At 71.3% G+C, this 26,545-nt stretch carries 26 protein-coding genes and 1 pseudogene; 11 read left to right on the top strand and 16 right to left on the bottom strand.

The annotated features are described in order from the left end of the window. Positions 1 to 12 precede the first annotated feature (12 nt). Positions 13 to 999 (bottom strand): zinc-dependent alcohol dehydrogenase, encoded by a 987-nt coding sequence (locus KI385_RS06400; RefSeq protein ID WP_238571244.1) that lies wholly within the window; start codon positions 997 to 999, stop codon positions 13 to 15. A gap of 108 nt (positions 1,000 to 1,107) precedes the next feature. On the opposite strand from KI385_RS06400, the gene KI385_RS06405 reads away from it, so the two are divergent. After that, positions 1,108 to 1,836: a CDP-alcohol phosphatidyltransferase family protein gene (locus KI385_RS06405; RefSeq protein WP_425356876.1), complete on the top strand. Its 729-nt coding sequence runs from the start codon at positions 1,108 to 1,110 to the stop codon at positions 1,834 to 1,836. A 40-nt stretch (positions 1,837 to 1,876) separates the two neighbouring features. Here the strand turns inward: KI385_RS06405 and KI385_RS43865 are convergent, their stop codons facing one another. Continuing rightward, entirely contained in the window at positions 1,877 to 2,005 is a 129-nt protein-coding gene (locus tag KI385_RS43865) for a hypothetical protein (protein ID WP_280525066.1), read from the bottom strand. 273 nt (positions 2,006 to 2,278) lie between these two features. Then, the gene (locus KI385_RS06410; protein WP_280525065.1) at positions 2,279 to 2,668 is read right to left on the bottom strand and encodes an ArsR/SmtB family transcription factor; all 390 of its coding nucleotides are present in this window, start codon (positions 2,666 to 2,668) and stop codon (positions 2,279 to 2,281) included. A gap of 361 nt (positions 2,669 to 3,029) precedes the next feature. Here KI385_RS06410 and KI385_RS06415 point away from each other — a divergent pair, with 361 nt between their 5' ends. Further along, a complete protein-coding gene (locus KI385_RS06415) occupies positions 3,030 to 3,404 on the top strand; it encodes a VOC family protein (protein ID WP_238571245.1) in 375 nt (124 codons plus the stop codon). 11 nt (positions 3,405 to 3,415) lie between these two features. Here the strand turns inward: KI385_RS06415 and KI385_RS06420 are convergent, their stop codons facing one another. Both KI385_RS06420 and KI385_RS06425 read right to left on the bottom strand, forming a co-directional pair. Further along, positions 3,416 to 4,282, bottom strand: coding sequence for a siderophore-interacting protein (locus tag KI385_RS06420; protein WP_238571246.1), 867 nt, complete (start codon positions 4,280 to 4,282; stop codon positions 3,416 to 3,418). A 48-nt stretch (positions 4,283 to 4,330) separates the two neighbouring features. Further along, positions 4,331 to 6,640 carry an ATP-binding cassette domain-containing protein gene (locus KI385_RS06425; RefSeq protein WP_238571247.1) on the bottom strand — a complete coding sequence of 770 codons (2,310 nt, stop codon included), beginning with the start codon at positions 6,638 to 6,640 and terminating at the stop codon, positions 4,331 to 4,333. Between the two features lie 81 nt (positions 6,641 to 6,721). Between KI385_RS06425 and KI385_RS06430 the strand changes: the two genes are divergently transcribed. The 3 genes from KI385_RS06430 (at position 6,722) to KI385_RS06440 (ending at position 10,151) form a co-directional block, all read left to right on the top strand. Next, positions 6,722 to 7,522, top strand: a complete 801-nt coding sequence (locus KI385_RS06430; protein WP_238571248.1) for a TetR/AcrR family transcriptional regulator — start codon at positions 6,722 to 6,724, stop codon at positions 7,520 to 7,522. 457 nt (positions 7,523 to 7,979) lie between these two features. Further along, a complete protein-coding gene (locus KI385_RS06435) occupies positions 7,980 to 9,041 on the top strand; it encodes a right-handed parallel beta-helix repeat-containing protein (protein ID WP_238571249.1) in 1,062 nt (353 codons plus the stop codon). A gap of 81 nt (positions 9,042 to 9,122) precedes the next feature. Then, on the top strand, positions 9,123 to 10,151 hold the full coding sequence (locus tag KI385_RS06440; protein WP_238571250.1) for an acetylserotonin O-methyltransferase: 1,029 nt from the start codon (positions 9,123 to 9,125) through the stop codon (positions 10,149 to 10,151). A 113-nt stretch (positions 10,152 to 10,264) separates the two neighbouring features. On the opposite strand, the gene KI385_RS06445 is transcribed toward KI385_RS06440, so the two are convergent. From KI385_RS06445 to KI385_RS06475, 7 genes are all read right to left on the bottom strand, one after another. Beyond that, a complete protein-coding gene (locus KI385_RS06445) occupies positions 10,265 to 10,597 on the bottom strand; it encodes a TcmI family type II polyketide cyclase (protein ID WP_238571251.1) in 333 nt (110 codons plus the stop codon). A gap of 56 nt (positions 10,598 to 10,653) precedes the next feature. Then, positions 10,654 to 11,127, bottom strand: a complete 474-nt coding sequence (locus KI385_RS06450; protein ID WP_128512702.1) for an SRPBCC family protein — start codon at positions 11,125 to 11,127, stop codon at positions 10,654 to 10,656. Position 11,128: 1 nt separating this feature from the next. Continuing rightward, positions 11,129 to 11,407 carry an acyl carrier protein gene (locus tag KI385_RS06455; protein WP_238571252.1) on the bottom strand — a complete coding sequence of 93 codons (279 nt, stop codon included), beginning with the start codon at positions 11,405 to 11,407 and terminating at the stop codon, positions 11,129 to 11,131. A gap of 15 nt (positions 11,408 to 11,422) precedes the next feature. Then, the gene (locus tag KI385_RS06460; RefSeq protein WP_238571253.1) at positions 11,423 to 12,673 is read right to left on the bottom strand and encodes a ketosynthase chain-length factor; all 1,251 of its coding nucleotides are present in this window, start codon (positions 12,671 to 12,673) and stop codon (positions 11,423 to 11,425) included. Next, entirely contained in the window at positions 12,670 to 13,938 is a 1,269-nt protein-coding gene (locus KI385_RS06465; protein ID WP_128512699.1) for a beta-ketoacyl-[acyl-carrier-protein] synthase family protein, read from the bottom strand. Before KI385_RS06465 ends, KI385_RS06460 begins: the two co-directional genes overlap by 4 nt. Then, a complete protein-coding gene (locus KI385_RS06470) occupies positions 13,935 to 14,369 on the bottom strand; it encodes a cupin domain-containing protein (protein WP_238571254.1) in 435 nt (144 codons plus the stop codon). The genes KI385_RS06465 and KI385_RS06470 overlap by 4 nt, the downstream gene beginning before the upstream one ends. Before the next feature lie 68 nt (positions 14,370 to 14,437). Then, positions 14,438 to 15,556 carry a SchA/CurD-like domain-containing protein gene (locus KI385_RS06475; RefSeq protein ID WP_238571255.1) on the bottom strand — a complete coding sequence of 373 codons (1,119 nt, stop codon included), beginning with the start codon at positions 15,554 to 15,556 and terminating at the stop codon, positions 14,438 to 14,440. Between the two features lie 249 nt (positions 15,557 to 15,805). Between KI385_RS06475 and KI385_RS06480 the strand changes: the two genes are divergently transcribed. Together KI385_RS06480 and KI385_RS06485 are read left to right on the top strand one after the other, a co-directional pair. Continuing rightward, positions 15,806 to 17,440, top strand: a complete 1,635-nt coding sequence (locus KI385_RS06480; protein WP_238577587.1) for an FAD-dependent oxidoreductase — start codon at positions 15,806 to 15,808, stop codon at positions 17,438 to 17,440. A gap of 504 nt (positions 17,441 to 17,944) precedes the next feature. Continuing rightward, positions 17,945 to 18,433: a glutathione peroxidase gene (locus KI385_RS06485; RefSeq protein WP_238577588.1), complete on the top strand. Its 489-nt coding sequence runs from the start codon at positions 17,945 to 17,947 to the stop codon at positions 18,431 to 18,433. A gap of 18 nt (positions 18,434 to 18,451) precedes the next feature. Here KI385_RS06485 and KI385_RS06490 read toward each other — a convergent pair whose 3' ends face one another. Beyond that, on the bottom strand, positions 18,452 to 18,865 hold the full coding sequence (locus tag KI385_RS06490) for an STAS domain-containing protein (protein WP_238571256.1): 414 nt from the start codon (positions 18,863 to 18,865) through the stop codon (positions 18,452 to 18,454). A 240-nt stretch (positions 18,866 to 19,105) separates the two neighbouring features. Further along, positions 19,106 to 19,879, bottom strand: coding sequence for a class I SAM-dependent methyltransferase (locus KI385_RS06495; RefSeq protein WP_238571257.1), 774 nt, complete (start codon positions 19,877 to 19,879; stop codon positions 19,106 to 19,108). 109 nt (positions 19,880 to 19,988) lie between these two features. Here KI385_RS06495 and KI385_RS06500 point away from each other — a divergent pair, with 109 nt between their 5' ends. The 4 genes and pseudogenes from KI385_RS06500 (at position 19,989) to lnt (ending at position 24,279) form a co-directional block, all read left to right on the top strand. Next, positions 19,989 to 20,531, top strand: a complete 543-nt coding sequence (locus KI385_RS06500) for a winged helix-turn-helix transcriptional regulator (protein WP_238571258.1) — start codon at positions 19,989 to 19,991, stop codon at positions 20,529 to 20,531. Between the two features lie 151 nt (positions 20,532 to 20,682). Next, positions 20,683 to 22,017, top strand: a pseudogene (locus KI385_RS06505) (ABC transporter ATP-binding protein); the annotation flags it as partial. A gap of 55 nt (positions 22,018 to 22,072) precedes the next feature. Continuing rightward, positions 22,073 to 22,555: a nuclear transport factor 2 family protein gene (locus KI385_RS06510; RefSeq protein ID WP_238571259.1), complete on the top strand. Its 483-nt coding sequence runs from the start codon at positions 22,073 to 22,075 to the stop codon at positions 22,553 to 22,555. Between the two features lie 110 nt (positions 22,556 to 22,665). Further along, positions 22,666 to 24,279, top strand: coding sequence for an apolipoprotein N-acyltransferase (gene lnt / locus KI385_RS06515; RefSeq protein ID WP_238571260.1), 1,614 nt, complete (start codon positions 22,666 to 22,668; stop codon positions 24,277 to 24,279). Here the strand turns inward: lnt and KI385_RS06520 are convergent. Together KI385_RS06520 and KI385_RS06525 are read right to left on the bottom strand one after the other, a co-directional pair. Then, positions 24,248 to 25,156 carry a Gfo/Idh/MocA family protein gene (locus KI385_RS06520; protein ID WP_238571261.1) on the bottom strand — a complete coding sequence of 303 codons (909 nt, stop codon included), beginning with the start codon at positions 25,154 to 25,156 and terminating at the stop codon, positions 24,248 to 24,250. The genes lnt and KI385_RS06520 overlap by 32 nt on opposite strands. After that, a complete protein-coding gene (locus tag KI385_RS06525; protein WP_238571262.1) occupies positions 25,153 to 26,451 on the bottom strand; it encodes an FAD-dependent monooxygenase in 1,299 nt (432 codons plus the stop codon). The genes KI385_RS06520 and KI385_RS06525 overlap by 4 nt, the downstream gene beginning before the upstream one ends. Positions 26,452 to 26,545: the final 94 nt, after the last annotated feature.

Genomic DNA, 26,545 nt, shown 5'->3' on the forward strand with positions numbered 1-26,545 from the left:
CCGGGGGAACCGTTACCGGCCCGCGGGTGCGTACCGGATGCGGTGGCACAGTGCCGGGAGGTCGCCGGAGGCGAGCCGGGGCAGTACCTGCGGCAGGTCCTCGAAGGCTGATTCGCCGGTGATCAGCGCGTCGAAGGCGGGGTCGGCGAGCAGTTCGAGGGCGAGCGCGAGCCGGTCGGCGTAGGTACGGCGGGCCCGCCGGGCCGGGGAGACGGCGCCCACCTGGCTGCTGCGGACGACCAGCCGGCGGGAGTGGAAGGCCTCCCCCAGCGGCAGGCTGACCCGTCGGTCGCCGTACCAACTCAGCTCGATGACGGTGCCTTCCGGGGCGAGCAGTTCGAGCGAGCGCGCCAGCCCGTCCTCGGTGGCGCTGGCGTGCACCACGAGGTCGCACTCGCCCAGCGCGTTCTCCGGCAGCGCGAAGTCGACGCCGAGCGCCCGGGCGGTCTCGGCACGCGCGGGGTCGGCGTCGACCAGCTGCACCCGGACGGCCGGGTAGCGGGCGAGGATTGCGGCGACACTGCAGCCGACCATGCCCGCGCCGACCACCGCGATCCGGTCGCCGACCAGGGGCGCGGCGTCCCACAGGGCGTTCACCGCGGTCTCCACCGTGCCCGCCAGCACGGCACGGGCGGCGGGCACGGAGTCCGGTACCGGGGTGACGGCGCCGGCCGGAACGACGTAGTGCGTCTGGTGCGGATAGAGGCAGAAGACCGTACGGCCGCGCAGCGCGGGCGGCCCCTCCTCGACGACGCCGACATTGAGGTAGCCGTACTTGACCGGCGCGGGGAAGTCGCCCTCCTGGAACGGCGCCCGCATCGCGGTGTGCTGGCTCTCGGGCACCCCGCCGCGGAAGACCAGGGTCTCGGTTCCGCGGCTCACCGCGGAGCAGACCGTGCGCACCAGGACCTCGTCGGCGCCGGGGCTCGCCAACGGCTCCGCCCGGATCTCGCCCTGACCTGGAGCGCTTAGCCAAAAGGCACAAGCGACGCGCGGCATCGGGATCCTCCTGGACGCTACGGCGAGGGTTCGTTGATGCTGGGGATCATGAGGACGCCGTCACCATACGCGGCGCCCATCGACTCCGCCACAAGTCCGGGAGGTCCGGTGGCTGTACAAGCGCGCTATGACATAAGGCCGTTCGCGCCGGACACCACGGCGGGCATGGGCGTACAGCTGCTGGTGCTCGAAGTGCTGTGCCGGGTGGTCGGTCTGGGAACCGCGGGCTGGCTCACGGGTTCCGCGTTCGCCGTGGTCACCTGGGCCGTGCTCACCTTCGCGCTGCGCCGGTCGTGGAACGGTTCGTTCGGGCCGGCCAACCGCGTCACACTGGCCCGGGCGACGCTCGTCGGCGGGGTGACGGCGCTGGTCGCGGACTCCTTCGACCGGCAGGCGCCGGTCGCGGCGCTGATCGCACTGGCCACCGTGGCGCTGATCCTGGACGCCGTCGACGGGCAGGTGGCCCGGCGCACCGGAACGGCGACGCCCCTGGGGGCGCGCTTCGACATGGAGGTCGACGCCTTTCTCATCCTGGTGCTCTGTGTGTATGTCGCGATGCCGCTGGGCGCCTGGGTGCTGAGCATCGGTCTGATGCGGTACGCGTTCGTCGCGGCGTCCTGGGCACTGCCGTGGCTGCGCGGTGCCCTGCCGCACAGCATGGCCCGCAAGACGGTGGCGGCGCTGCAGGGGATCGTGCTGGTCGTGGCCGGTGCCGGAATCGTGCCGCGGGCGTCCGCGGCCGCCCTGGTAGCGGTGGCGCTGGCGTTGCTGGTGTGGTCGTTCGGGCGGGACATCGCATGGCTGTGGCGGGTCAGGGAGCGGGTGGCGACGGTATGAGACCGCCGCGTCGGCCCGTCGCGCTCCCCCGTCGGCTCCGTCACGTCCCCGCGTGCCGGCCCAGATAGATGACCAGCGCCAGGAAGACCAGCAGCAGATTCGTGACGACGATGTGGAGGAACACCCGTCGCCACGGGCTGGGCCGGGGAGCCCGGTGGGTCAGCAGCACCGTGCCGGGCAGCCTCGCCAGTTGTGTCCCGGGACGGACCGCGGTCGTACGGGCCCGTCGGACACCGCAGCGTGGTGAGGTGCGGTGGCGGACGGCGAGCTCCGGACAGGCACGGCCGTGCCCACGGGTCGTACGGATCGGTCCTCGCCCCTGGAGGCGCCCCCGGCAGGGCCATGCCGTGCCCGGCCCGGAGGGCTTGGGTATGCAGGTGCGTGAGCGGACCGCGCGCCATGGCGGCGGCCCCTTACGCCTCGGTACGCCGGCCATCGGCGATCACCCGGTCCCGGTGGTCAACGGCACGCCACCGCCGGCCGGCACCGCGCCGGCCTCGGCCTGCCGCAGCTCGGTGAGGAGCGCATGCTGCCCGGTGAGCACATCGGTGAGGACCCGTCGGGCGGCGCGCAGCAGTTCGGCGACATCGCCGCCGGCCAGCGCATAGACGACGGTGGAGCCGCTGCGGGTGGCCGTCACGATGCCCGAGCGGCGGAGCACCGCCAGCTGCTGGGAGAGCGCGGACGGCTCCACCTCCAGGGCGGAGAGCAGACCGTGTACCGGCATCGGCCCGTCCTGGAGAAGCTCCAGCACCCGGATACGGACCGGATGGCCCAGCATCCGGAAGAAATCGGCCTTGGCCTGATAGAGCGGAACCCAGGCGCCGTTCACGTCCGCGCCCCGCTCTTGGGCCCGTCCGCGGCCCGTACCGCGCGCACCCGTTCCCGTACCGATTCGGCGAAACCGCCCACGCATGTCCTCCGCGTTCAGGCCGAACGGCCGTCGCGTCATCTGTTGAATTGCGGAATTCTGCAACTGTAGACGACGGGGGCGGGCGACTTGAATGGGTGTGGCGGACAAAGCGGCCCCGCCCCGGCCACCGCGTCCTGATGCCGGGCCCGGCGAGACGGCGCACCGCGGCGGGCACCCGAACGCAGTGCGTTCGCATCGCCGTTGCGGCGGCCCGATTCGCCCCGTCGGCGGCCGGGCAACCCGGTGGACAGCACCACCCGCCGACCTCATAGTGGCGCGCATGACTTCACTCATACGTCATGTGACGATCGACTGCACCGACGCCTTTCGCCTGGCCGGCTGGTGGGCGCAGGTACTGGACGGATCACTGGCCGACGACGACCGGCCGGGCGACCCGGAGGCCACGGTCACGGCCGCCGGCGGCGCGCTGCTGTTCATCGCGGTGCCCGACGCCAAGACCGTGAAGAACCGGGTGCATCTGGATCTGCAGCCGCAGGACCGCAGCCGGGACGAGGAGGTGGCGCGGCTGCTGGCGCTCGGCGCGACCCTGGTGGCCGACCATCGGCGGCCCGACGGGACGGGGTGGGCGACGCTGGCCGATATCGAGGGCAATGAGTTCTGTGTGGAGCGCAGCGCGGCGGAGCGGGCCGGCTGAACCCGGCAGCCTCAGTCCTGCGGGGACCGGGCGGCCTCGATGCGCTCCCGTGCCTCGGCGAGGTCCTCCTCGGTCGGGGCGTCGTCCTGGGTGAGCGTGCGCCGCCAGTAGCCGCTGAAGTCGATCTGCCGCTTGTCGAAGCCGCGCTCCTGGACCAGATGACGCCGTAGCGCACGTACCGCGCCCGCCTCACCGGCCAGCCAGGCGAAGCCCGAACCCGGCGGGAAGGGCAGTGCGCGTACGGCCGCCGGCAGGGCGTCGCCGTGCCCGTCCCGGTGCACCCACCGCACGGTGAGGTCCGCCGGGCTCACGAGCTGCTGCTCCTCGGCCGCGTCGGCCACCTCGATGCAGGCCAGGGCGCGGGCACCGGGCGGCAGCGCTTCGACGAGGGTGCCGATGGCCGGCAGTGCCGTCTCGTCGCCGGCCAGCAGCAACCAGTCGGCGGTGTCGAGCGGCAGCGGCCGGGCGTACATCGCCGCCGGGCCGTACCGGGCAAGGGTGTCTCCCACGGCGGCGGAGGCCGCCCATCGGGTCGCCGGGCCGGCCGTCGCCGCGGTCGTGCCGTGCAGCACGAAGTCGATGCTGATCCGGCGCCGGACGGGGTCGTAGGAGCGCACCGTATAGCTGCGCATCCAGGGCCGTTCGTCCTCGGGGATGGCGAGGAACGCCTGGTACCAGCGCATCACATCGCCGTCCGCGCCCTCGTCGGGCAGCCGGGGCGCGGTCTGGCCCGGTCGGGGGAAGCACAGTTTGAGCTGCTGGTCGGGCCAGGTGGGGAAGTCGTCGAGACCGTCCCCGGCGAAGGTGATACGGACCATGCGCGGGGTGAGCCGCCGGACGTCGGTGACCTGGATGAGCGCGACGGGCACGTCCGTCATCGGATCCTCCATGAAGGGAAGTGGCGGGAAGCAGGGGTGGGGTGGGGCTTACGCGGTGCGCATCCCGAGGTAGGTCCGCAGATGGCGGGCCGTCAGCGAGTCGCCGGTGGCGACGAGATCGGCGGGGGTGCCGGTGAACACCACCCGGCCGCCGTCCTGGCCGGCACCGGGACCGAGGTCGACGATCCAGTCGGCGTGGGCCATCACGGCCTGGTGGTGTTCGATGACGATGACGGTGTTGCCGTCGTCGACCAGGCGGTCCAGCAGGCCCAGGAGCTGGTCCACATCGGCGAGATGCAGTCCGGTGGTCGGCTCGTCGAGGACGTAGACGGCGCCCCGCTCCGCCATGTGGATGGCGAGTTTGAGCCGCTGTCGTTCGCCGCCGGAGAGGGTGGTGAGCGGCTGCCCCAGGCCGAGGTAGCCCAGGCCCACCTCGGCGAGGCGGTCGAGGAGGGCGCGGGCCTGCCCGGTGGGGAAGAACTCCCGGGCCTCGGCCACCGACATGGCGAGCACCTCGCTGATGTTCTTGCCACGCAGGGTGTACGTGAGCACCTTGGGGGTGTACCGCTTGCCCTCGCACTCCTCGCAGACCGAGGCCACGCCCGCCATCATCGCGAGGTCGGTGTAGACCAGGCCGATGCCCTTGCAGGTGGGGCAGGCGCCTTCGGAGTTGGCGCTGAAGAGGGCGGCCTTGACGCCGTTGGCCTTGGCGAAGGCGGTGCGGATCGGGCCGAGCAGCCCGGTGTAGGTGGCCGGGTTGGAGCGCCGGGAGCCGCGGATCGGAGACTGGTCGGCGACGATCACGCCGTCCCGCCGCGGCAGGAAACCATGGATCAGGGAGCTTTTGCCCGACCCGGCGACGCCGGTGACGACGGTGAGCACACCGAGCGGGAGGTCGACGCCGACGTCCTTGAGGTTGTGCAGGTTCGCGCCCCGTATCGGGAGCTGTCCGCGGGCCCGCCGGACGGTCTCGCGCAGGCGGGCGCGGTGGCCGAGATGGCGCCCGGTCAGGGTGCCGGAGGCGCGGAGCCCGGCGACATCGCCGGTGAAGCAGAGCTGTCCGCCGGCCGATCCGGCTCCCGGGCCGAGGTCGACGACATGGTCGGCCATCGCGATGGTCTCGGGTTTGTGCTCGACGACCAGGACCGTGTTGCCCTTGTCGCGCAGCCGCCGCAGCAGGTCGTTCATCCGCTGGATGTCGTGCGGGTGCAGTCCGACGGTCGGCTCGTCGAAGACGTAGGTGACATCGCTCAGGCTGGAGCCGAGGTGACGGACCATCTTCACCCGCTGGGCCTCGCCGCCGGACAGCGTGGCGGATTCCCGGTCCAGGCTCAGATAGCCCAGGCCGATCTCGACGAGCGAGTCGAGGGTGTGGCGCAGGGTGCCGGTCAGCGGGGCCACCGACGGGTCGTCGAGGGCCCGGACGAAGCGGACGAGATCGGTGATCTGCATCGCCGAGCATTCGGCGATATTGCGGCCGGCGATACGGGAGCCGAGCGCGGCGGGGTTGAGGCGGGTGCCGCCGCAGGCACCGCAGGCGGTGAAGGTCACCGCCCGGTCGACAAAGGCGCGGATATGCGGCTGCATGGAGGCGCGGTCCTTGGCGAGATGGATCCGCTGCACCTTCACCAGCAGGCCCTCATAGGTGATACGGGAGGTGCCCACCGTGATTTTGGTGGCGGGTTTGTGCAGGAAATCGTCCCACTGGACGGGGGTGTAGTCCTTCAGCTTCACATCGGGGTCGAAGAATCCGGAGAGGGCGAGGGTCTGCCAGTACCACGAGCCGACCGTGAAGCCGGGCACGGTGATCGCGCCCTCGTTGAGGGAGAGTTCGGTGTCCACCAGCGCGTCGGTGTCGATCGTGGAGACCCGGCCGAGCCCCTCGCATGTCTGGCACATGCCCTCGGCGCTGTTGAAGCTGAAGGCGGTGGAGGTGCCGGCGTGCGGGGTGCCGAGGCGGCTGAAGATGATCCGCAGCATGGTGTGGGCGTCGGTCGCGGTGCCGACCGTGGAGCGGGAGTTGGCGCCCATTCTCTCCTGGTCGACGACGATCGCGGCGCTCAGATTGCGCAGTGCGTCGACATCGGGGCGGCCGCGGCTCGGCATGAAGGACTGCACGAAGGCCGTATAGGTCTCATTGATCAGTCGCTGTGATTCGGCCGCGATGGTGCCGAAGACCAGGGAGGACTTCCCCGAACCGGAGACTCCGGTGAACACCGTGAGGCGGCGTTTGGGGATGTCGAGCGAGATATCGGCGAGGTTGTTCTCCCTGGCGCCGCGGACCTCGATCATGTCGTGGCTGTCCGCGGCGGATGTTTTCCCGTTGTCCGGCTGCCCGCCGGTTCGCTCGGCCCCCATGTCGGCTGCCACCCCTCCTGATATCTTTACGCCGTAAAGAGTTCAGCCGGTGACGTTACTTTATGCCGTAAGGAGTCGCAAGTGGTCGTATTCGCCGGGCAGGGCGACGCCCGCCGTTCGATGTCGCTGTTGTGGCGCGCCGAGGGCCCCACCGGGACACGTACGAGACGGTGGCCGGGGCCCAAACCGGCGCTGAGCGTCGAGGCGATCGTCGAAGCCGGGATCGCGGTCGCCGACGCCGACGGCATGGCGGCGCTGTCCATGCGCGCGGTCGGCGAGCGCCTGGGGCGTACCGCGATGGCGCTCTACACCTACGTCCCCGGCAAGAGCGAGCTGGTGGACCTGATGTACGACCAGGTGCTGGCCGAGCTGCCCACCGACTACGACCTGACGCCGGGCTGGCGAACCGCGGTGACGTCCTGGGCCGAGGACACCTGGGAGTTCTCTCTGCGCCATCCCTGGGTGCTCCAGGTCTCCCAGGCCCGGCCGGTGCTCGGCCCCCACGAATACCGCGGCCTGGAGACACTGCTGCGCCTGCTGTACGCCACGGAGCTGCGCTCCGCGGTGCTGCGGCGGGTCGTCGGGGTACTGGTCCACTTCGTCCGCGGGTCCGCGCAGACCGTCGCCGAAGCGCGGCAGGCCGCGGCCTCGACGGGGGTGTCCGACGAGGAGTGGTGGCAGGCCCGTTCCGCCATGCTGGACGAGATGGTCCCCGACTTCGCGGAGCGCTTCCCGCTACTGGTCCGCCTGGAGACCGAGGGCGCCGCACCGGAGACGGACGAGTCGGTGCCGTATCTGGAACGCGAGGCGCGAAAGACCTTCGAGGTCGGGCTCGGCGTCATCCTGGACGGGATCGAGGCGGCGATCCACAAGACGGACTGACCGGCAGCTGCCGTGCCTCCCGCGGCCGTTGGGGTGATGAAGTGGGCGCGTCGGCCCTGGACGGGTGTCGTCGGCCGGGTTCGGCGCGTTGGGCATCCGTGACCGTTTTCCGCTTCAGACCGTGGTTCCTGCCGACCAGCCTCGCGGCTTTCCTGACCGAGGTGTGGCCGGACGGGTCGGCTGATGCCCCGTCGGACAACCGATCCGATGCCCGGTCCGACACCCCGTCCGATACCCGGTCAGGTGATTCCGGCCCGGCCGATTGTCCGCCGTGCGCCGGTGCGGCCGGCGACGTCGACGAGCGCTCGGAAATGCCTGCTGACCGGCCCTGATGGATGGCCCGCTGGATGACTGGGCAGGGGAACTGACGGCGTGTCGAAAGCTGGCCGCTGCACCCACCGTCGTCATCGGGTTACCACGTGTGGCGAGCGGTGGTGATCGCCCATAGCTTCGCCTCATGGCGCTACGACAGATGAAATACATGGGCTGCGTGGTAGCGGCGATGGTCAGCGGGCTGGGCGCGACCATGCCGTGCGACGCCTCGGGACGGCACGTCGTCCACCCCGGAGAATCGATCCAGCACGCGGTGGACCGGGCACGGCCGGGCGACACCGTCGTCATCCGCCCCGGCATCTACCGGGAGAGCGTACTGATCCACAAGTCGCGGCTGCGGCTCGTCGGGTCCGGCAAGAAGACAGTGATCAGACCGCCCGGTAAGCGGGCCGAGAACGCGTGCGGGCAGATCGGCAACGGCATCTGTGTCATCGGCAAGGCCGGCCACCCGCTCCGCGACGTCCACATCCGCTCGCTGACCGTCGCGGGCTTCAAGAAGAACGGCATCTGGGCCTCCGGCACCGACCGACTGTCCGTGCACGGCGTGACCGTACGCAAGAACGGTGTGTGGGGCATCGCGCAGGAGAAGTCCACCCGCTCGGTGATCCGCGACAACTTCGCCGTCGACAACGGCGACGCCGGCATCTTCCTCGCGAACACCGTCAAGGAGGAGGGCGGGGCGATCGACAGCCGCGGCGCCACGATCAGCGAGAACTATCTGGCGCGGAACCGGCTCGGCATCACGGTCCGACGCGCCAGGAACCTGACGGTCGCCTACAACACCATCACCCGGAACTGCGGCGGAGTGTTCGTCGTCGGCGACGAATCACGCCCCCGGGCGGGCGAACTGACGGTGCGGAACAACCGCATCACCGAGAACAACAAGCACTGCCCCGGCAACAGCCGCCTGCCCTTCATCCAGGGCTCCGGCATCGTCCTCACCGGCACCGAGAAGGCGCAGGTGCGGCACAACCTGGTCCTGGACAACCACGGCAAGTCCCCGCTCTCGGGCGGCATCGTCCTCTTCCACAGCTTTGTGAACGCGCTCAACGAACGCAATGTCGTCAGCCACAACATCGTGCTGCGGAACAGGCCGGCGGACCTGGTCAACGGGGACCCCAAGGGCAAGCGAAACCGATTCATCCGCAATGAGTGCCGGACCTCGAAGCCGGCCGGTCTGTGCTGACGGCCGCACCGGGTGCACCACGTGCACCGGGTGCACCACGTGCACCCGGTGCGCTCACCTCAACGGGAGAATAGAGGCGGAATGACCACCGTAAGTCCCACCCCCCAGCCGGCCATGCGGCTGCGGGAGCTTGTCTTCGGCGCCGCATGCGCGGCGGCCGTACGGGCCGCGGCACGGCTCGGCGTCGCCGATGCGCTCGACGACCGGCCCGCCACCGCGGAGGAGCTCGCCGCCGCGGTGAAGACCGAGCCGCGGCCGCTCGAACGGCTGCTGCGCGCCCTGTCCTGCTACGGGATCTTCGCGGAGACCGACGACGGGAAGTACGTCCACACCGACATGTCCCGGCTGCTGCGGGAGGACACCCCCAACAGCCTGCGCTATATCTCCCTGTGGTGCACGGAGCCGTGGACCTGGGAGGCCTGGCCGCGGCTCGATGACGCGGTGCGCTCCGGCCGCAGCGTCTTCGACGACCTGTACGGCAAGGGCTTCTTCGACTATCTGCACGAGGACGCGCGGGATTCCGCCCAGGTCTTCGACCGGGCGATGACCACGTCCAGCAAGCAGTCGGCGCAGGACATCGCCGAGCTTCTCGACCTGACCGGGGCGTCATCGGTGGCGGACATCGGCGGCGGCCAGGGGCACGTCCTGGCCAGCCTGCTGGAGAAGTACCCCACGCTCACGGGCACGCTGCTCGATCTGCCCACGGTCGTGGCGAACCCGGACCCCCGGCTGCGGAAGGGCGGCCCGCTCGCCTCCCGGGTGCGCATCGTGCCCGGCGATTGCCGCGACGACATCCCGGTCCAGGCCGATGTCTACATCATCAAGAACATTCTGGAATGGGACGACGAGAGCACCCGCAGGACGCTGCGCAATGTCGTGGCGGCCGCCCGTCCCGGCGCCCGCGTCGTGATCATCGAGAATCTCATCGACGACAGCCCCTCGATGAAGTTCACCACCGCCATGGATCTGCTGCTGCTCCTGAACGTCGGCGGCGCGAAGCACTCCAAGGCGAGCCTCGTCAGCCGTATGGCGGATGCCGGGCTGGAGGTCCGCGACATCCTGGTCGTCAACCCGTATCTGCACGCCTTCGAGTGCTACATCCCGGCATGAGCCGGTCCGTGAACAGCAGGTCGCCCGGTGAGGAGGAGCCTCCTCGCCGGGCGACCTTGCCCGTTCACGGATGGACGCGGGAGCCGGGGGATCGCCTCGGCTCCGCGTGCACGTCAGCCGCTGCCGTCGCGCTCCCAGGTGTAGAACTGCTGGGCCATCGCGTCCTTGGGGCTTCGCCAGGTCTGCGGGTCGTACGCGCTGACGAAGGCGGACAGTTTCTCGCTGACGGCGCGGAACTCGGGGTGTTCCGTGACCTTGGCGATCTCCGGTCCGGGCGGCCGGTCGGATTCGATGAGGTGCAGATACACCTCACCGAACTGGAAGAGGGTCCGCCGCGAGACACCGACCAGGTGAGGCAGTTCCGTACGGTCGGAGGCCTTGAAGACCTCGGCGATGTCCGGAGCCGAACCGGGTGCCATACGAGCGACGATCAGAGCGTGGTGCATCAGGGAGGTCCCTTCGTTGCCGCCGGGTGGCGGTCCGGGCACGGCCTGGCGGGCCGTCAGCTGACGGTGGCGGACCGGAGTTCGCGGTCCCGCTGTTCGATCTTGTCCCGGATGAGCTCCATCTGGATCCGGGAGTTGCGGTTGATGAGCTCGGTCATGCCCTTGTCGTCGACCGGGGCCTGCGGCTTCATCGCGAAGTCCTGGGTCCAGTGCATCGAGGTGCCACCGGGGATCTCCGCGTACTTCCAGTGGATGTCCATGTGCTCGAAGGGACCGGTCTCGACACGGCGGGCGCGGACGGTGCGGCCCTGGCGGTCGATGACCCGCTCGGAGACCCAGCTCCAGACGGTGCCGTTGTCGTCCGGGTGCATCGTCAGCCGGAAGGTGGTCTTGTCGCCCTCCCGGGAGATCACCTCGACCGAGGCGTACTCGCTGAACAGCTGGGGCCACTTCTCGATGTCGTTGGTGATGTCCCAGACGAGGTCGAGGGGCGCCGCGATGGTGATGTCGTTCTCGGTGTGGCCGGGCATGTCAGGCTCCTGTCGTAGGCACGGTGTCGGTGTGCTTCTGGGTGGTGTTGACGAGGTCGAGGAAGTCACGCGGCGTCTTGCAGCGCTCCGCGTCGGTCGGCATCGGCCGGCCGTGCCGGTTCTCCAGCTCGCCCACGATGCCGAGCAGGCCGAGCGAGTCGAGGCCGAACTCGGCGAAGGTCGATTCGGACCGGTTCGCCAGTTCCTTGGGGTCGACGGTGAGGCCGGCGGCCGACTTCATCAGCGCTGCCAGCTCGTCGAGAGTCAGTTGAGCAGTCATCTGGGTTTCTCCTTCTCACGAGGGGGACTTGGGGCCTTTCCGCAGCACCATCGCCGCGTTCGAACCCATCAGTCCCCGGCTCAGCACCAACGCCGTCCGCAATTCGCCGGGGCGGGCCCGGCCCGTTACCACGTCAAGGTCGTGGCAGACGTCGACGACGTTGGGGGTGGGCGGCACGACGCCGTCCTCCATGGCGAGCACCGCGGCCGCGATGTCCAGAACGGGGGCACCGCAGTACGCCCGGCCGGTGCCGGTCTTGGGTGCGGTCACCGGGACCTGCGGGGCGTGCCGCCCCAGGGTGTCCGCGATGGCCAGGGCCTCGGCCCGGTCGGCCGCGGGGACACCGAGCGCATCGGCGAACACCACGTCGATCTCCTCCGGGGCGCACCGCGCGTCCTCCAGTGCACCGCGGATCGCGTGGGCGAGCCCCTCCCTGGACTCCTCCCACAGGGAGGCTCCGGTGAAGGTCGCGGCGTGCCCGGACAACACGGCCCGGACGGTGGCGCCGCGGCTCCGGGCCGCCGCCTCCTCCTCGACCACCAGCATCGCTCCGCCCTCGGCGGGTACGAATCCGCACGCGCCGTTGGTGAACGGGCGGTAGGCGCGGGCCGGGTCGTCGAGTGTGCTCAGATCGTCGTAGCCGAGCTGGCAGACGACCGAGTAGGGGGCCAACGGCGCCTCGGCGGCGCCCACGACGACCGCGTCGGTGCCGCGCCGTATGGTGCGGCAGGCATGCGCCAGGGCATCCAGGCCGCCGGCCTCGTCACTGGCCACCACTCCGCACGGCCCCTTGAACCCGCCGCGGATGGAGATCTGTCCGGTGCTCGCCGCGTAGAACCAGGCGATCGACTGGTACGGGCCGACGTGGCGGGAGCCCTGGCCCCAGAGCCGTTGCAGCTCCCGCTGGCCGAACTCACCACCGCCCGATCCGGCGGCCGTGACGACTCCCACCGCGAACGGCGAGTCGTTGTAGTCGGCACGGCCGAGGCGGGCGTCGTCCAGCGCGAGGTTGGCCGCCGCCATGGCGAAGTGCGTGAACCGGTCGGTCTGGACGAGGTATCGCTCCTCGATCAGATCCGCCGGGTCGAATCCGCGGACCTCGCCGGCGACCTTGAGCGGCAGGTGCTCGCACCCTTCGCGGGTCACCACGTCGAGGACGCTGATGCCTTCCCTGGTCGCCTTCCAGAAGGCGTCGGTGCTCACCCCGTTGGGGGCGATGACGCCAATGCCCGTGACGACGGAACGACGTTCTTTCGGGGAGCTCATCGTGCCCTCCCACCCTGTCGGGTCAGTACCACCGCTGACTGGAATCCTCCGAAGCCGCTGCCGACCGAGAGCACCGAACGCAGCGGCAGCTCCCGTGCCGTCTTGGGCACATAGTCGAGATCGCACTCCGGGTCCGGAGTCTCGTAGTTGGCCGTCGGCGGCACCACTTGATGGGTCAGCGCCAGCACGCAGGCGACGATCTCGATCGCGCCGATCGCACCGAGCGAATGGCCCACCATGGATTTGATGGAGCTCATCGGCACCTTGTGCGCATGCGCACCGAGGGACCGTTTGACCGCGGCCGTCTCGTGCCGGTCGTTCTGCTGGGTGCCCGAGCCGTGCGCGTTGACATAGTCGACCTGGGTGGCGTCGAGCTTGGCGTGGCCGAGTGCGCGGTTGATCGCCTCGGCCATCTCCAGGCCCTCCTGGGTGAGACCGGTCATGTGATACGCGTTGCCGAAGGTGGCGTAGCCGCGTATCTCGCAGTGGACGGTCGCACCGCGGGCGCGGGCGTGTTCCAGCTCCTCCAGGACCAGGACGGCGCCGCCCTCACCCATGACGAATCCGTCGCGGTGGGCGTCGAACGGCCGGGAGGCGTGGGCCGGGTCGTCGTTGTTCGCCGAGGTCGCCTTGATCGCGTCGAAGCAGGCCACGGTGATCGGGGAGATCGGGGAGTCCGACGCGCCGGCGATGCACACATCGACCCGGCCCTCCTCGATCGAGTGGAAGGCGTACCCGATGGCGTCGAGGCCGGAGGTGCAACCCGTCGAGACGGTCTGCACCGGGCCGTGGGCGCCGATCTGCTCCGCCACGGCGGACGCCAGCGAACTGGGCGAGAACGCCCGCTCCAGGTGCCGGCCGGCCGGCCGGTGGTCGACATCCCACCGCAGGCCGTGGTTGCTGACGGCGACATAGTCGTGCTCCAGTCGCGTGGTGCCGCCGACCGCGGTGCCCAGGGACACCCCGATGCGCCAGGGGTTCTCCTCCTCGGTGTCCAGGCCGGCGTCGCGCAGCGCCTCGTCCGCGGCGACCATCGCGAACTGGATGTACCGGTCCGAGCGGGCCACCTGCTCCTCGCTCAGACCGTGGGCCGCGGGGTCGAAGTCGCACTCGGCGGCGATGCGTGAGCGGAAACCCTCCGGGTTGAAGAGGGTGATGCCACGGGTCGCCGTACGGCCGGCGGACAGCAGGTCCCAGAAGGCGGGCACACCCACGCCGCCCGGGGCGACGATGCCGACGCCGGTGACCGCCACGCGGCGGGTCATGACACCGGCTCCGTGCGTTCGGGTGGCGCGGCGGGTGTGCCCGCTTCCGTGCCCTCGGTATCGACATGCCCGAGCTCGGGGCGCGGGGCCAGCGGGCCGAGGTGGAAGACCATCCGGGCCTCGACGTCGCCGACATTGCGGAAGCGGTGCCGCATATAGGGAGGGATCAGCAGTCCCTGGTCGGGACGCAGCGGGTGCGGTTCCCCGTCGAGGTCCACTTCGAGCGCGCCTTGGACGACGTACACGAACTCCTCGGAGTACGGGTGGTAGTGCTCGCCGATGCGCTCGCCGGGCTGCACGAGTGCCATGCCCATGAAGCCACTCGTGGCGCCCACCGCGCTGGGTGTCAGCATGGCGCGCAGATCACCTCCGCGCCGGCGGTTGGGCTGGGTCTCACTGAGGTCCACGATGCGTGGGCGGTGCGTGGTCATGGCTGATTCCTCCAGGGGCTGATGCCGGCGGTTGAGTGGGGGTGGATGGCTGCCGCGGCCGGATGCGGTCAGGCGCCCGGTGCCCGGCGGTCGGTGATCAGGGCCATGTCGGAGCGCTCCAGGAAGTGCGCGATCTCGCGGTCGTTGGACAGACCGCCGGCCACATCGGTGTCGAGGAGACGCCGCAGCACGGCCGTCTTGCGGGGACCGCGCACACCGAGCGACAGCATCGGATCGCTGTCGACGGGGATCCGCAGATCGATGAGCCGGACGACGATGTCGTCACGCTGGAAGATGGTGCTACCGGCGATGGGGCACGCCGGGTCGTCGGCGGCCAGCTCGTCCTGGCGCGCCAGCATCTGCGCCAGCGCCATGCCGCACCCCTCCTTGGCGGGGTAGGTCAGCGCATGCCGCCGTACGCCGTCGGGCTGCTGTTTGCCCGCCGCGACGTGGTGCACCGCGGGCAGCGCGGCGCGGGTGAAGAACACCCGGGCGGAGTTCGGGTCGCTGAGGTCGCGGTCCTGCTCCAGATACGGGTTGATGGCCTCCTCGACGGCCCGGACCTCGGGCTGCCGGGAGATGTGGCGCAGCGCCGCGACCAGGTCGCCCTGTACCTCGACCGCCCGCACGACGCGGTTGCCGTGCATGAACAGGGAGGTGCGGCGGAGCCGGGTGGTGTCGTCGACCCGGGCCTCCGGGGAGGTGTACCCGGCGAGGATCTCGGCGACCATCGATTCGCTGCCCGGCTTCACGGTGAAGGTCAGCGCGTGCCGGACCACACCGTCGCCGACGCGGGGGTTGGCCTGCAGCCGGCCCTTGGGGGGCTCGGGAGTGTGGAGGGCGACGTTCGAGGTCTCGCGCAGCACGCTGAAGCGCAGCGACCGGGTGTCGCGTACACAGCCGTGCAGCGGCTGGACCATCTTGACGTGTTCCTCGCTGTTGACCCAGGCCAGGAAGGGCGGTGCGCTCTCCCATTCACTGGTGATGAGCCACTGCGAGGGGTTCTCGATGGACTGGCACAGCTGGTCGGTGATGTGTCCGGGCACGGACGCGACCTGGTTGCGCAGGTGCTCGTAGGCTTTCAGGAAGTCCTGCTGGGCTCCGTCGTGGAGATCCAGAAGCAGCACGACCCGGAGCCGGGAGCCGTCGAAGGCTGACTGGGATATTCGTTCCGACAGCGTTGTCATCGTCTACGCATCTCCTTCGGGGCCCGATGGCCCCTGTGGTGCGTCGTCAGTTCCGGTGCGATCCGGTGACTGAGCCGGATGGTGGGGGCGGCCCGCCCGGTGTCCGGGGGCGTCCCGGATTCGATCGTGGCCGCCACCCACGGGCGGCGCGAGATCTGTGAGCCATGCAGGTGAACCGTGATCGAACAGGTCCCGGGCCGGGCATGCGTGCTCCATCTGCCCTACGCGCCCCCCGAGCTGGAGCACGCAATGAATCCCACCGCCGAAGACAGGGTTCCGGTACTCATCGTGGGCGGGTCCCTGGTAGGCCTGTCCGCATCACTGTTCCTGGGACGCCTGGGCGTCCGGCACCTGCTGGTCGAGAAGCACTCCGACACCTCACGTCACCCACGCGGGCGAGGGAACAACGTCCGCACGATGGAGCTGTACCGGGTGGCCGGCGCGGAGCGGCAGATCCGCGAGGCCGCGTCGATCCTGGCCGACAACCACGGAATTCTGCAGACGCCGTCGCTCACCGGCGACGATCAGGAGTGGCTGTTCAAGGAGATCGACCCGAGCGGTGGGCTGGCCCGTATCAGCCCGGCCGCGTGGTGTCTGTGCAGCCAGAACGATCTCGAACCGGTGCTGGTGGGCAGTGCCCGCGCACTCGGCGGCGATCTGCGGTTCTCCACCGAGCTGATCTCTTTCGACCAGGACGCGCACGGCGTGACCGCGGTCGTCAAGAACCGGGAGACCGGCGAGCACACCACCGTGCAGGCGGACTACCTGATCGCGGCCGACGGCCCGCGCAGCCCGGTCCGGGAGCGGCTGGGCTTCGGCCAGACCGGGCCCGGCGACCTGTTCCACAACGTCAGCATCACCTTCCGCGCACCGGCGCTGGCGGACGTGGTGGGCGACCGCCGCTTCATCGCCTGCTACTTGACCAACCCGGAGGCCGACGGCGCACTGCTGCCGGTCGACAACGAGGCGGACTGGGTCTTCCACGCCCCGTGGCACCCCGACCAGGGGGAAACCCTGGAGGACTTCACCGACGAGCGGTGCATCGACCACATCCGCCGGGCAACGGGCGTGCTGGACCTGGATGTTGAGATCACCGGCAAGGCTCCCTGGCACGCCGCCGAACGGGTCGCGGAGCGATATGCGGCCGGGCGGGTCTTCCTGGCCGGCGACTCGGCCCACGAGATGTCCCCCACCGGGGCGTTCGGCTCCAACACCGGCATCCAGGACGCCCACAACCTCGCCTGGAAGCTCGCGGCGGTGCTGAACGGCTCGGCCGGCCCCGAACTGCTGGCGACGTACGAGACGGAGCGGCAGCCGGTGGCGCGGGAGACGAGCGCCCGTGCCTCGGCCCGCTCGGCCGAGCACAGCCACCCGGGCTATGCGCCGGCGCCCGGCGCGGGCGGTGGCCGGCAGCGCGGGGTGCTCACCGTCGCTCTGGGGTACTGCTATCCGCGCGGCGCGGTCGTCGGCGCCGACCCCGAGCTGCCGGTGGTACCCGAACAGATGCGGCTGACGGGCGAACCGGGAACCCGCGCCCCGCACATGTGGCTGCGGGTCAACGGCGAGCGGCGCTCGACCCTCGACCTGTACGAGAAGTCCTTCGTGCTGCTCACCGGCTCCGAGGGCGAGATGTGGCGGACCGCGGTGAAGGCGGCCGTCGAGCAGTTCGGCCTCCGGTTGGACTGCTATCTGGTCGGCACCGGGCCGGACGACGATCTGGTCCCCGAAGAGGGCGCCGACTGGGCCGAGAAGCACGGGACGACGTCCGAGGGTGCGGTGCTGGTGCGCCCCGACGGATTCGTGGCGTGGCGGGCGGAGGGGCGGGTGGCCGACCCCGAGGCGGCGCTCCGGGAAGTCCTCGAATCGCTGCTCTGCCGGAGCTGAGCCGCCCGGCTCTCCCCGGTCCCGTACGAAGGGCGCGAACCCGGTCGTACGGCATACGGGACGATGTCGTGAGGCACACGAGACGGTTGATTACACAGGGGCCGATGGGGCAACCATCGGCCCCTGTGGGGCGCGAACGTATCTTCTGCCCGTCACCACCGCAGGGGCATCTGCGAGCCGTCCCGGCCGCGTCCCGCAACCCGGGCGCCGATTTCCGGTTGAGTCCGGGCATGGATGCCAAGAAGCCCGCCTCCCACCCCTTTCGGCGCATCTCCCTGCCCCATCAGCCCCCGCCGCTGCCGCCGCCTCCCGCCCCCCAGGCGCGCCGCCCGGCCGAGGAGGAGACGCCGATCTTCGACCAGCTGCTCAAGGAGTGGCGCTCGGGTGCGCTCCGGCCGGTCGTCTCGTGGCCGGTCGACGATCCGGGGAAGATCAGAGCGGGCGCCGCTGTTGGGACCGATGATGGACGTCCCTTTCCGCGGACCCGTGACGAGGAGCATGACCGTGAGCCTGTACGACATCCCGCTGCGCACCCTGACAGGTGAGCCCGCTTCGCTCGCCGACTACCGGGGCAAGGCCCTGCTGGTGGTGAATGTGGCGTCCAAGTGCGGGCTGACCCCGCAGTATTCGGGTCTGGAGCGGCTTCAGCAGCGCTACGCGGACCGTGGCTTCAGCGTGCTGGGCTTCCCCAGCAACCAGTTCGCGGGCCAGGAGCCGGGCACCGCCGAGGAGATCGCCACCTTCTGCTCGGCGACGTACGGCGTCAGCTTCCCGCTGTTCGAGAAGACCGATGTCAACGGCGAGGAGCGGCACCCGCTGTACGCGGCGCTGACCGGCACCGAGGACGGCGAAGGCGCGGCGGGCGATGTGCAGTGGAACTTCGAGAAGTTCCTGATCGACGCCCGGGGCGAGGTGGCGGGCCGCTTCCGGCCGCGCACCGAGCCGGAGGCCGAGGAGCTGGTCACCGCCATCGAGGCGGTCCTGCCGGCCTGAGCCGCGCGGGCGGGCCGGTCAGGCCACGGCGCTGCCGGCGCCGGGCGCCCCGGCGGCTTCGGTGGCCGCGTCCCCGGCTCCGGCTGTGCCGTCGTCGGACGCGATCTCGAAGTCGCCGGTCAGTCCGGTCATCCGGAGCAGCCGGGCGACGCTCCCGCCGGCGATCACGCCGGCCAGCCGCAGCCGGCCGCCGCGCTGCCGGGTCCGGTAACGGGCGCGGCTGAGCAGGGACAGTCCGGCGCAGTCGATGAAGGTCACCGCGCGCAGGTCGAGTACGAGATCGGCGCCCTGGGCGCCGGTGAGGTCGTCCAGCCGGCCCGACAGCACCGACACGGCGAGAATGTCCAGATCGCCGCTGAGTTCGAGCACGGTCGTGCCGCCTGCCACCCGGCTGGGGCCCACGAGTCCGGGGTAGTACTGTGCTTCGTCCATCGGCCCGACCCACTTTCGTGCCGCGGCGCGGGAGATGGCCACGCGTCTGCGGCGGAGACATTCGGAAGGTTGTGGGGGGCGCCCGGCGCGTTCCGGGCAGGCCGGCCCGTTTCCGGGTCGTCGGTGGTGCTGTTGCGTGTCGCCTGCGCCTCTGTGTTTCTGCAGTTGTCCGTAGTTGCCTACGGCTTACCCGTCGTCCGCCGGCTCAAGTCCCGGCGCACGACACCGCTGAAGGTTGTCTCAAAGTCGCCCCTTGCGTGCGTGGCCGAGATAAGTGACCAAGGGTTTGCTCTTCGGGGCCAGGGCAAAGCCGACCACGGCCTCGATCTCGTCGTCGGTGATCCGGCCGCGGCGGCGCGCCAGGACTCCCGCGATGAGGCTCCGGACACTGCGCGGCTTGAAGTCGCAGATACCGCCGTCGGCAAGGCCGTGGCGGGCCAGGAGCGCGGCGACTTCGGCCGGGGGGCGGAGCCGGCGCGCGGCATAGCGGCCGGCCGGTACGACGCGGGTCATCGGCAGGCGCTGGAACGCCACGAGGTAGACCAGCCGGGAGACCGGGGTGCGGTTGACCGTGTCATAGACGAGCACGCCGTCGGGCGTGAGGGCGCGGGCGGCCTGTTCGATCACGCGGTCGGGGTCCGCGGTGATCTCCAGGGTGTCCGCGAGGTAGACGAGGTCGAAGGCGGCGTCGGGGACGTCGAGCCGCTCCGCGGGGGCGGCGCGGTGCTCGACGGTAAGGCTGTCGCGTGCGGCGGCCGCACGGGCCAGCGCGGTCGCGGATTCGGACGGGTCGATGGCGGTGACCTCGAAGCCGAGCCCGGCCAGGCCGTGCGCCAGCAGTCCGCGGCCGCTGCCGACGACGAGCGCGCGCCCGGAGGGTGCACGGCCGAGGCGGGCGAGAACCCCACGGGTGTACTCCAGACGTACGCCCTGGAAGGCGGCCGCACGGATCTGCCGCCCGTCGACCGCCTCCGGGGCGGGTGAGTCCAGCGCGATCAGCGGAGCGCTGCCCATGTCGTTCTCCCCAGCTCCTCGGCCCGTCGCCCCTCGGGGCTTCCCATCGAGTTCCTTAAGGGAACTTATCAGCCTCAGTCCCTTCAGGGAACTTGGTTAGCCTGGACATGTGACCCGCACTCCCCTGGCCGATGTCGCCTGCTCCATCGCCCGTGCCACCGATCTGTTCTGCGACGCATGGACGGCGCTGATCATGCGTGACGTACTGACCGGGATCGGTCGGTTCGACGAGCTCGCCCGCGACCTCGGCATCTCCCGCAAGGTCCTCACCGCCCGGCTGTCACGGCTGGTCGAGGAGGGCGTACTGGCCCGCGAGCGCTATCAGGAGCGACCGCCGCGCGAGCGCTACATCGCGACCGAGAAGGGCCGGGAGCTCTACCCCGTGCTGCTGGCGCTGATGGACTGGGGCGACCGCTGGTACGCGGGCGAGGCCGGCCCCCCGGCCCGTATCCACCATCTGACCTGCGACCGGGACACCGCGATGGTGGCCGCCTGTGCGCACTGCGGCGAGCGGCTCACCGCGGACAACACCACCCAACTGCCCGGCCCCGGAGGACGGACCGGGCCCGGCACCGAGGTGATCGGCCCATTGATCGCCTCCCGCGCCGCACAGCAGACACCCGACGCAACCGCCTCGAACAACGCCCTTTAGTGGGAGCGTCCCCTCCAGGGCGCTCGGCGCGGGCCAGGAGGGTGATCGCGAAGGAATCCCTTGACCTCAATATTGGTTGAGGTCCTAGGTTCCTTATATGTCGCCGGTCACTCACGGCGATCCCGTGACGACCCGACATCTGGAGGCCACCATGGACATGGAAGTCACCGCCTGGCATTCGCTGCACAGCACGATGACCGCACAGCAGGGCCGGCGCCGTTTCTCCCGCGGCACCCTGCGCCGCATCACGGCATTCGCCCGCCCGCACCGCCGCCGCCTGGTGTGGTTCCTCGTCCTGAGCACGGTGACCGCGATGCTCGCGGTGGCCACCCCGCTGCTCGCCGGCCGGGTGGTGGACGCGATCGTGGGCGGTGACTCGTCGGCCATCGTCGTCGGCCTGTCCGGGCTGATCGCCGTCATCGCGGTCGCCGAGGCGGGGCTGGGGCTGCTGACCCGCTGGCTGTCCGCGAGCATCGGCGAGGGGCTGATCCTCGATCTGCGGACGACGGTGTACGACCACGTCCAGCGGATGCCGATCGCGTTCTTCACCCGCACCCGCACCGGCGCCCTGGTCAGCCGTCTCAACAACGATGTGATCGGCGCCCAGCGGGCGTTCAGCGACACCCTGTCCGGGGTCGTCAGCAATATCGTGACGCTGCTGCTCACCCTCGGGGTGATGCTCAGCCTGTCCTGGCAGATCACGCTGATCGCGCTGGTGCTGCTGCCGGTGTTCGTGCTGCCCGCCCGCCGGGTCGGCCGGCGGCTGGCGGATCTGCGCCGGGAGGGCGCCGACCACAACGCGGCGATGGGCACCCAGATGACCGAGCGGTTCTCCGCGCCGGGCGCCACCCTCGTCAAGCTGATGGGCCGCCCGGACCGTGAGTCCGCCGAATTCGCCACCCGGGCCCGCCGGGTGCGCGACATCGGGGTCCGCTCGGCCATGGTCCAGACGTACTTCGTCACCGCTCTCACCCTGGTCTCCGCACTGGCGCTGGCCGTCGTCTACGGCCTGGGCGGGTTCTTCGCGCTGCAGGGACAGCTGGAGCCCGGCGCGATCGTCTCCCTCGCCCTGCTGCTCACCCGGCTCTACGCCCCGCTGACCGCCCTGTCCGGCGCGCACATCGAGGTGATGAGCGCACTGGTCAGCTTCGAGCGGGTCTTCGAGGTGCTCGACCTCAAGCCGCTGATCGCCGAGAAGCCGGATGCCCGCGCGGTGCCCGACGGCCCGGTGTCGGTGGAGTTCGACTCCGTACGCTTCGGCTACCCGTCCGCCGACAAGGTCTCCCTGGCCTCCCTGGAAGAGGTCGCCACCCTCGACACCCGGGGCGGCGAAGAGGTCCTGCACAACATCTCCTTCCGCGCCGAACCCGGCCAGATGGTCGCCCTGGTGGGCTCCTCGGGCGCCGGCAAGTCGACCGTCGCCCAGCTGCTGCCGCGCCTGTACGACACCGACGCCGGCGCGGTCCGGCTCTCCGGGGTGGATGTCGCCGGAAGGCCCCCGCCCCTTGGCGGGGGCCTTCCGGATGCCGAAAACTGAGGAGATGACGCAGCGCGCGGAACACTCGACCGTCATGGACCGCCTCGCCATCGACGATCTGATCACCGGCTATGCCGTCGCCCTGGACGACGGCGACTGGCCGGGCTATCTGGCCCTGTTCACCCCGGACGGCCGGGCCGACTACCGCTCCGCCGGCGGCATCGAGGGCGGCACCGAGGAGATCGCGGCCTGGCTCGCCGAGATGCTCCAGCACTTCGCCATTCGGCAGCATCTGATCGTCAACCGGCGGATCACCCTCGCCCGGCAGGACGAGGCACCGGGCGACACGGCCACCGTCCAGGCGGACTACCTCAACCCGATGCGGCTCGTCGGCCCCACGACGGAGGGGGAAGGCGGCCCCACCGCCCCCAACTACACCTGCGCCGGCCGCTACCACTTCACCGCCCGCCGTACCGCCGACGGCTGGCGGCTCACCGGGGTCGTCGTCCACGAGAAGTGGCGGCAGGTGCTGCCCGCCGGCGCCTGACCGACCGTTGTGCCACCGATCGGCCTACCCAACGAGGCCCCCTTTCCCTGATCGGCCCATGCGCGCACACTGACCGTCCTACCGGCGGAAACCGGCACGAGGGAGACCGTATGGACAGACCGCTCGGCCATCGGGCGCGGTGGCTCGGCTCCCCCTGGTCACGCGGTGCGGCCGCGGCGCTCGCCGGTGCGCTGCCGGTCCTCATCTTCCCCGCGCCGTCGTGGTGGTGGCTGGCGTATGTCGCCCTGGTGCCCTGGCTGCTGCTGGTGCGCTCGGCGCCGACGAACCGGCGGGCGGCGCTGGACGGCTGGCTGGGCGGCACCGGTTTCATACTGGCCGTCCACCACTGGCTGCTGCCGAGCCTGCATGTCTTCATCCTCGTACTGGCTCTGCTGCTCGGTGCGCTGTGGGCGCCCTGGGGGGTGCTGGTGCGTGCGCTGCTGGGCGACCCACCGCCCGGATCGAGCGGGGCGGCGCGATGGGGGTCCCCCCGGACGACGTCCGGGGGAGCTTCCGGCGAAGGGGGGCGGCGGGCCACGGGCGGGCGGTATACCGCCGCGCTGGTACTGGTGCCCGCCGGCTGGCTGATGGTCGAACTGGTCCGCTCCTGGGAGTACTTGGGCGGGCCCTGGGGGCTGCTCGGCGCCAGCCAGTGGCAGGTGCCGCCCGCGCTGCGGCTGGCGTCGATCGGCGGGGTGTGGCTGCTGAGCCTGCTGATTGTGGCGGTGAACACCGCGCTGGCCGAGCTGATCGCCCTCCCGGCGGCCCGGCTGCCCGCCGTCGCGGGGCTACTGGTGTGCGCGCTGGCGGGCACCGCGGCCTGGTTCTGGGCGCCGGTCCCCCGCCCGGCGGGCACGGTGCGGATCGCGGTCGTCCAGCCCGGCGTCACCGGCACCCCGACCGAGCGGCTCGCGCGCAGCGAAACACTCACCCGGTCGCTGGCCGGCCGCGGAGTGCGCCTGGTCGTCTGGGGCGAGAGCAGCCTCTACCAGGATCCGGCGGACCATCCGGCGCTCGCCGCCCGGCTGGCCGCGCTGTCCCGCCGAACGGGCACCGAGCTGCTGGTCAACGCCGATTCGCAGCAGAACGGCCGGCCGGGCATCTACAAGAGCGCGGTGCTGATCGGGCCGGACGGACCGACCGGGGAGCGCTACTCGAAGATGCGGCTGGTGCCGTTCGGCGAGTACATACCGTTCCGGTCCGTGCTGGGCTGGGCGACCCGGGTGGGCAAGGCGGCCACGACCGACCGCAGGCGCGGCCCCGCCCAGGTGGTGCTGCCGGTCGCCGGCGCCGGCGGACTGCGCATCGGGCCGCTGGTGTGCTTCGAGACCGCCTTCCCCGACATGAGCCGCCATCTGGCGCGCGACGGTGCGCAGGTACTGGTCGCCCAGTCCTCGACCTCGACGTTCCAGGACAGCTGGGCGCCCCGGCAGCACGCCTCGCTGGGCGCGCTGCGCGCCGCGGAGACCTGGCGGCCGATGGTGCACGCCACGCTGACCGGCGTCAGCGCGGTGTACGGCCCCCGGGGCGAACGGATCGGCGAGCAACTCGGCACCGACCGCAGCGCGGCGGCCGTCTACGACCTGCCGCTGGCCGCGGGCACCAGCCCGTACACCCGGTTCGGTGACTGGGCGCTGTACGGGGCGGTGGGCGCGCTGGTGCTCGCCGGCGGGTACACGGGCCTGCGGGCGCTCAGCAGGCGGCCTGCGCGAGCGCGTCGATGATCACGCGTTCGCACAGTTCATGGGTGCGCAGCGCGTCCTGGGCGGACGGCTGCCGGCCGGCACGTACGTCGTCCAGGAACGCCAGGACGATCTGCTCGATCCCGCGCTGACGGGCGACCGGCACCCAGTCGCCGCGGCGCCGGACGCTCGGCTGCCCCTTGTGGTCGATGATCTCGGCGAGATTGACGACCTGACGCTTGGTGTCCTGCCCGGAGACGTCCAGGATCTCCTCGGTGGAGCCGCTGAGGCGGTTCATGGTGCCGATCGCGGTGAAGCCGTCGCCGGACAGCTGCAGCACCACATGCGCCATCAGCCCGTCCCGGATCCGGGCACGCACATCGATGTGGTCGACCTCGCCGGGGACGAGGAACCGCAGGGTGTCGACGACATGGATGAAGTCGTCCAGCACCAGCGTGCGCGGGTCCTCGGGCAGCCCGACGCGGTTCTTCTGCATCAGGATCAGATCGCGGGCGTGCTCGCGGCACTGGGCGTAACCGGGCGCGAAGCGGCGGTTGAAGCCGACGGTGAGGCCCACTCCCCGGTCCTCGGCGAGGGCGACGATGCGCTGGGTCTCGGCGAGTTCGTAGGAGATCGGCTTGTCGACATAGGTCGGTACGCCGGCCTCGATCAGCCGGGTCACGATCTCGGGGTGGGCCGAGGTCGCCGCGTGCACAAAGGCCGCGTCCAGGCCCGTGGCGAGAAGCGAGTCCAGATCCGTGTGGAGCTGTTCCCCGGTCAGCCGGTGGGCGGCGCCGACCCGTTGGAGGGTGGCCGGGGTGCGGGTGTGCAGATGCAGTTCGAGCCCCGGTTGCGCGCCCAGCACGGGGAGGTACGCCTTCTGGGCGATGTCGCCGAGTCCGATGCAGCCGACCTTCACTCATGCTCCTTGGGTAGTGCCGCGGCCCCGGTGCCCCGCGCCCGGGCAGCATACGTGGCGGCCGGCGGCCGCCAGTCGGCGATACCGTCCAGCGCTCGCAGCGCGAGATCCGGTGCGAGGCGGGCGGTGGTGGCCATCAGGACGGCGCGCAGCGCACAGGCCGGCCGGGAGCGCCAGGTGGTGAGCCGGCCGATCCGCTCGGCCCGGCGTACGACGTCCATGGTGCGCGGCAGCCGCTGCCGGGTGTACGCGGCGAGCGCGGCGGCGAGATCGGCATCCGGCGCGGCCTCGTCCGCCAGCACGACGGCGTCCTCGACGGCCTGGCAGCCGCCCTGTCCGAGGTTGGGGGTCATGGGGTGGACGGCGTCGCCGAGCAGGGCGACCCGGCCGCGGTGGAAGGCGGGCGGCGGGGCGGCCGCGGTGTGGACATCGTTGCGGAGCACGGCGGCGGGGTCGGCGGCGGCGAGGAGGGCGGGGATGGGGTGGTGCCAGGTGCCGAAGCGGCGCAGCAGTTCGGACCGCTCGTCGTCGGCGGCCCGCCCGCCGGGCGGTACGGCCGCGGTGGCGTAGGCGTAGACCCGCCCGTCGTGCAGCGGCACGGTGCCCCACAGGCCACCGGGGCCCCAGGTCTCGTGCGCGACGTAGGGGCGGGCGGGGGCCGGGACGACGAGACGCCAGGCGGTGAAGCCGGCGTAGCGGGGTTCGGGGTGGCCGGGGAAGAGCGTGCGGCGGACGGCTGAGTGGATGCCGTCGGCGGCGACCACGAGGTCGGCGGTCAACTCCTCTTCATGGCCGTCGGCGGCCCCTTCGATCCGTACACGGGCCGGGCGGCCGGCCGCGCGCGGGTCGCCCGCGTCGACGAGCGAGGCCGCGGCCCGGGTGCGTACCGCGCCGTCGGGCAGCCGGGCGGCGAGCAGGGCGACCAGCTCGGCGCGGTGCGCGACCACGACCGGGCCGCCGAAGCGCCGGACGGCGGCGGCGTTGTCCGTACGGGCCAGTCGGCGGCCGCCGGGGAGGCGGATCTCGCCGGTGGCCTGCCAGGCGGCCATGGCGCGTACGGCGTCGCCCACGTCGAGGGTGTCCAGGGCGCGCTGGGCGTTGGGCGCGAGGCCGATGCCCGCGCCGCTCGGCTGCGCTGCGCCTCCGCTCCTTGCCGGGTATCCGGACGCGGAGCCCGGCTCCGGCGCGGCGGCGCGCTCCAGGACGGTGACCGACCAGCCGCGGCGGTCCAGTGCCACCGCGGCGGTGAGCCCGCCGATCCCGCCGCCGATCACGATCGCGGTGCGCTGCCGCATGACGCCTCCCACCTTCCCCAGGATGCGACCACAGGCGCGGCCGCATGCAACTACAGGTGTAGTTGCCTTGGAATCTGAGACTACACCTGTAGTC

Origin of the sequence: Streptomyces inhibens (genome assembly GCF_022221585.1) — a bacterium.
Taxonomy (GTDB): Bacteria; Actinomycetota; Actinomycetes; order Streptomycetales; family Streptomycetaceae; genus Streptomyces; species Streptomyces inhibens.

Bases quoted from the DNA above. Each gene is read 5' to 3' on its own strand.
- KI385_RS06455 (WP_238571252.1), bottom strand. From the start codon at position 11,407: ATGACTGCTCAACTGACTCTCGACGAGCTGGCAGCGCTGATGAAGTCG.
- KI385_RS06475 (WP_238571255.1), bottom strand. From the start codon at position 15,556: ATGACAACGCTGTCGGAACGAATATCCCAGTCAGCCTTCGACGGCTCC.
- KI385_RS06420 (WP_238571246.1), bottom strand. From the start codon at position 4,282: ATGACGGACGTGCCCGTCGCGCTCATCCAGGTCACCGACGTCCGGCGG.
- KI385_RS06510 (WP_238571259.1), top strand. From the start codon at position 22,073: ATGACGCAGCGCGCGGAACACTCGACCGTCATGGACCGCCTCGCCATC.
- KI385_RS06460 (WP_238571253.1), bottom strand. From the start codon at position 12,673: ATGAGCTCCCCGAAAGAACGTCGTTCCGTCGTCACGGGCATTGGCGTC.
- KI385_RS06400 (WP_238571244.1), bottom strand. From the start codon at position 999: ATGCCGCGCGTCGCTTGTGCCTTTTGGCTAAGCGCTCCAGGTCAGGGC.
- KI385_RS06495 (WP_238571257.1), bottom strand. From the start codon at position 19,879: ATGGGCAGCGCTCCGCTGATCGCGCTGGACTCACCCGCCCCGGAGGCG.
- KI385_RS06445 (WP_238571251.1), bottom strand. From the start codon at position 10,597: ATGCACCACGCTCTGATCGTCGCTCGTATGGCACCCGGTTCGGCTCCG.
- KI385_RS06450 (WP_128512702.1), bottom strand. From the start codon at position 11,127: ATGCCCGGCCACACCGAGAACGACATCACCATCGCGGCGCCCCTCGAC.
- KI385_RS06470 (WP_238571254.1), bottom strand. From the start codon at position 14,369: ATGACCACGCACCGCCCACGCATCGTGGACCTCAGTGAGACCCAGCCC.
- KI385_RS06440 (WP_238571250.1), top strand. From the start codon at position 9,123: ATGACCACCGTAAGTCCCACCCCCCAGCCGGCCATGCGGCTGCGGGAG.
- lnt (WP_238571260.1), top strand. From the start codon at position 22,666: ATGGACAGACCGCTCGGCCATCGGGCGCGGTGGCTCGGCTCCCCCTGG.
- KI385_RS06415 (WP_238571245.1), top strand. From the start codon at position 3,030: ATGACTTCACTCATACGTCATGTGACGATCGACTGCACCGACGCCTTT.
- KI385_RS06525 (WP_238571262.1), bottom strand. From the start codon at position 26,451: ATGCGGCAGCGCACCGCGATCGTGATCGGCGGCGGGATCGGCGGGCTC.
- KI385_RS06480 (WP_238577587.1), top strand. From the start codon at position 15,806: ATGAATCCCACCGCCGAAGACAGGGTTCCGGTACTCATCGTGGGCGGG.
- KI385_RS06425 (WP_238571247.1), bottom strand. From the start codon at position 6,640: ATGGGGGCCGAGCGAACCGGCGGGCAGCCGGACAACGGGAAAACATCC.
- KI385_RS06490 (WP_238571256.1), bottom strand. From the start codon at position 18,865: ATGGACGAAGCACAGTACTACCCCGGACTCGTGGGCCCCAGCCGGGTG.
- KI385_RS06435 (WP_238571249.1), top strand. From the start codon at position 7,980: ATGGCGCTACGACAGATGAAATACATGGGCTGCGTGGTAGCGGCGATG.
- KI385_RS06465 (WP_128512699.1), bottom strand. From the start codon at position 13,938: ATGACCCGCCGCGTGGCGGTCACCGGCGTCGGCATCGTCGCCCCGGGC.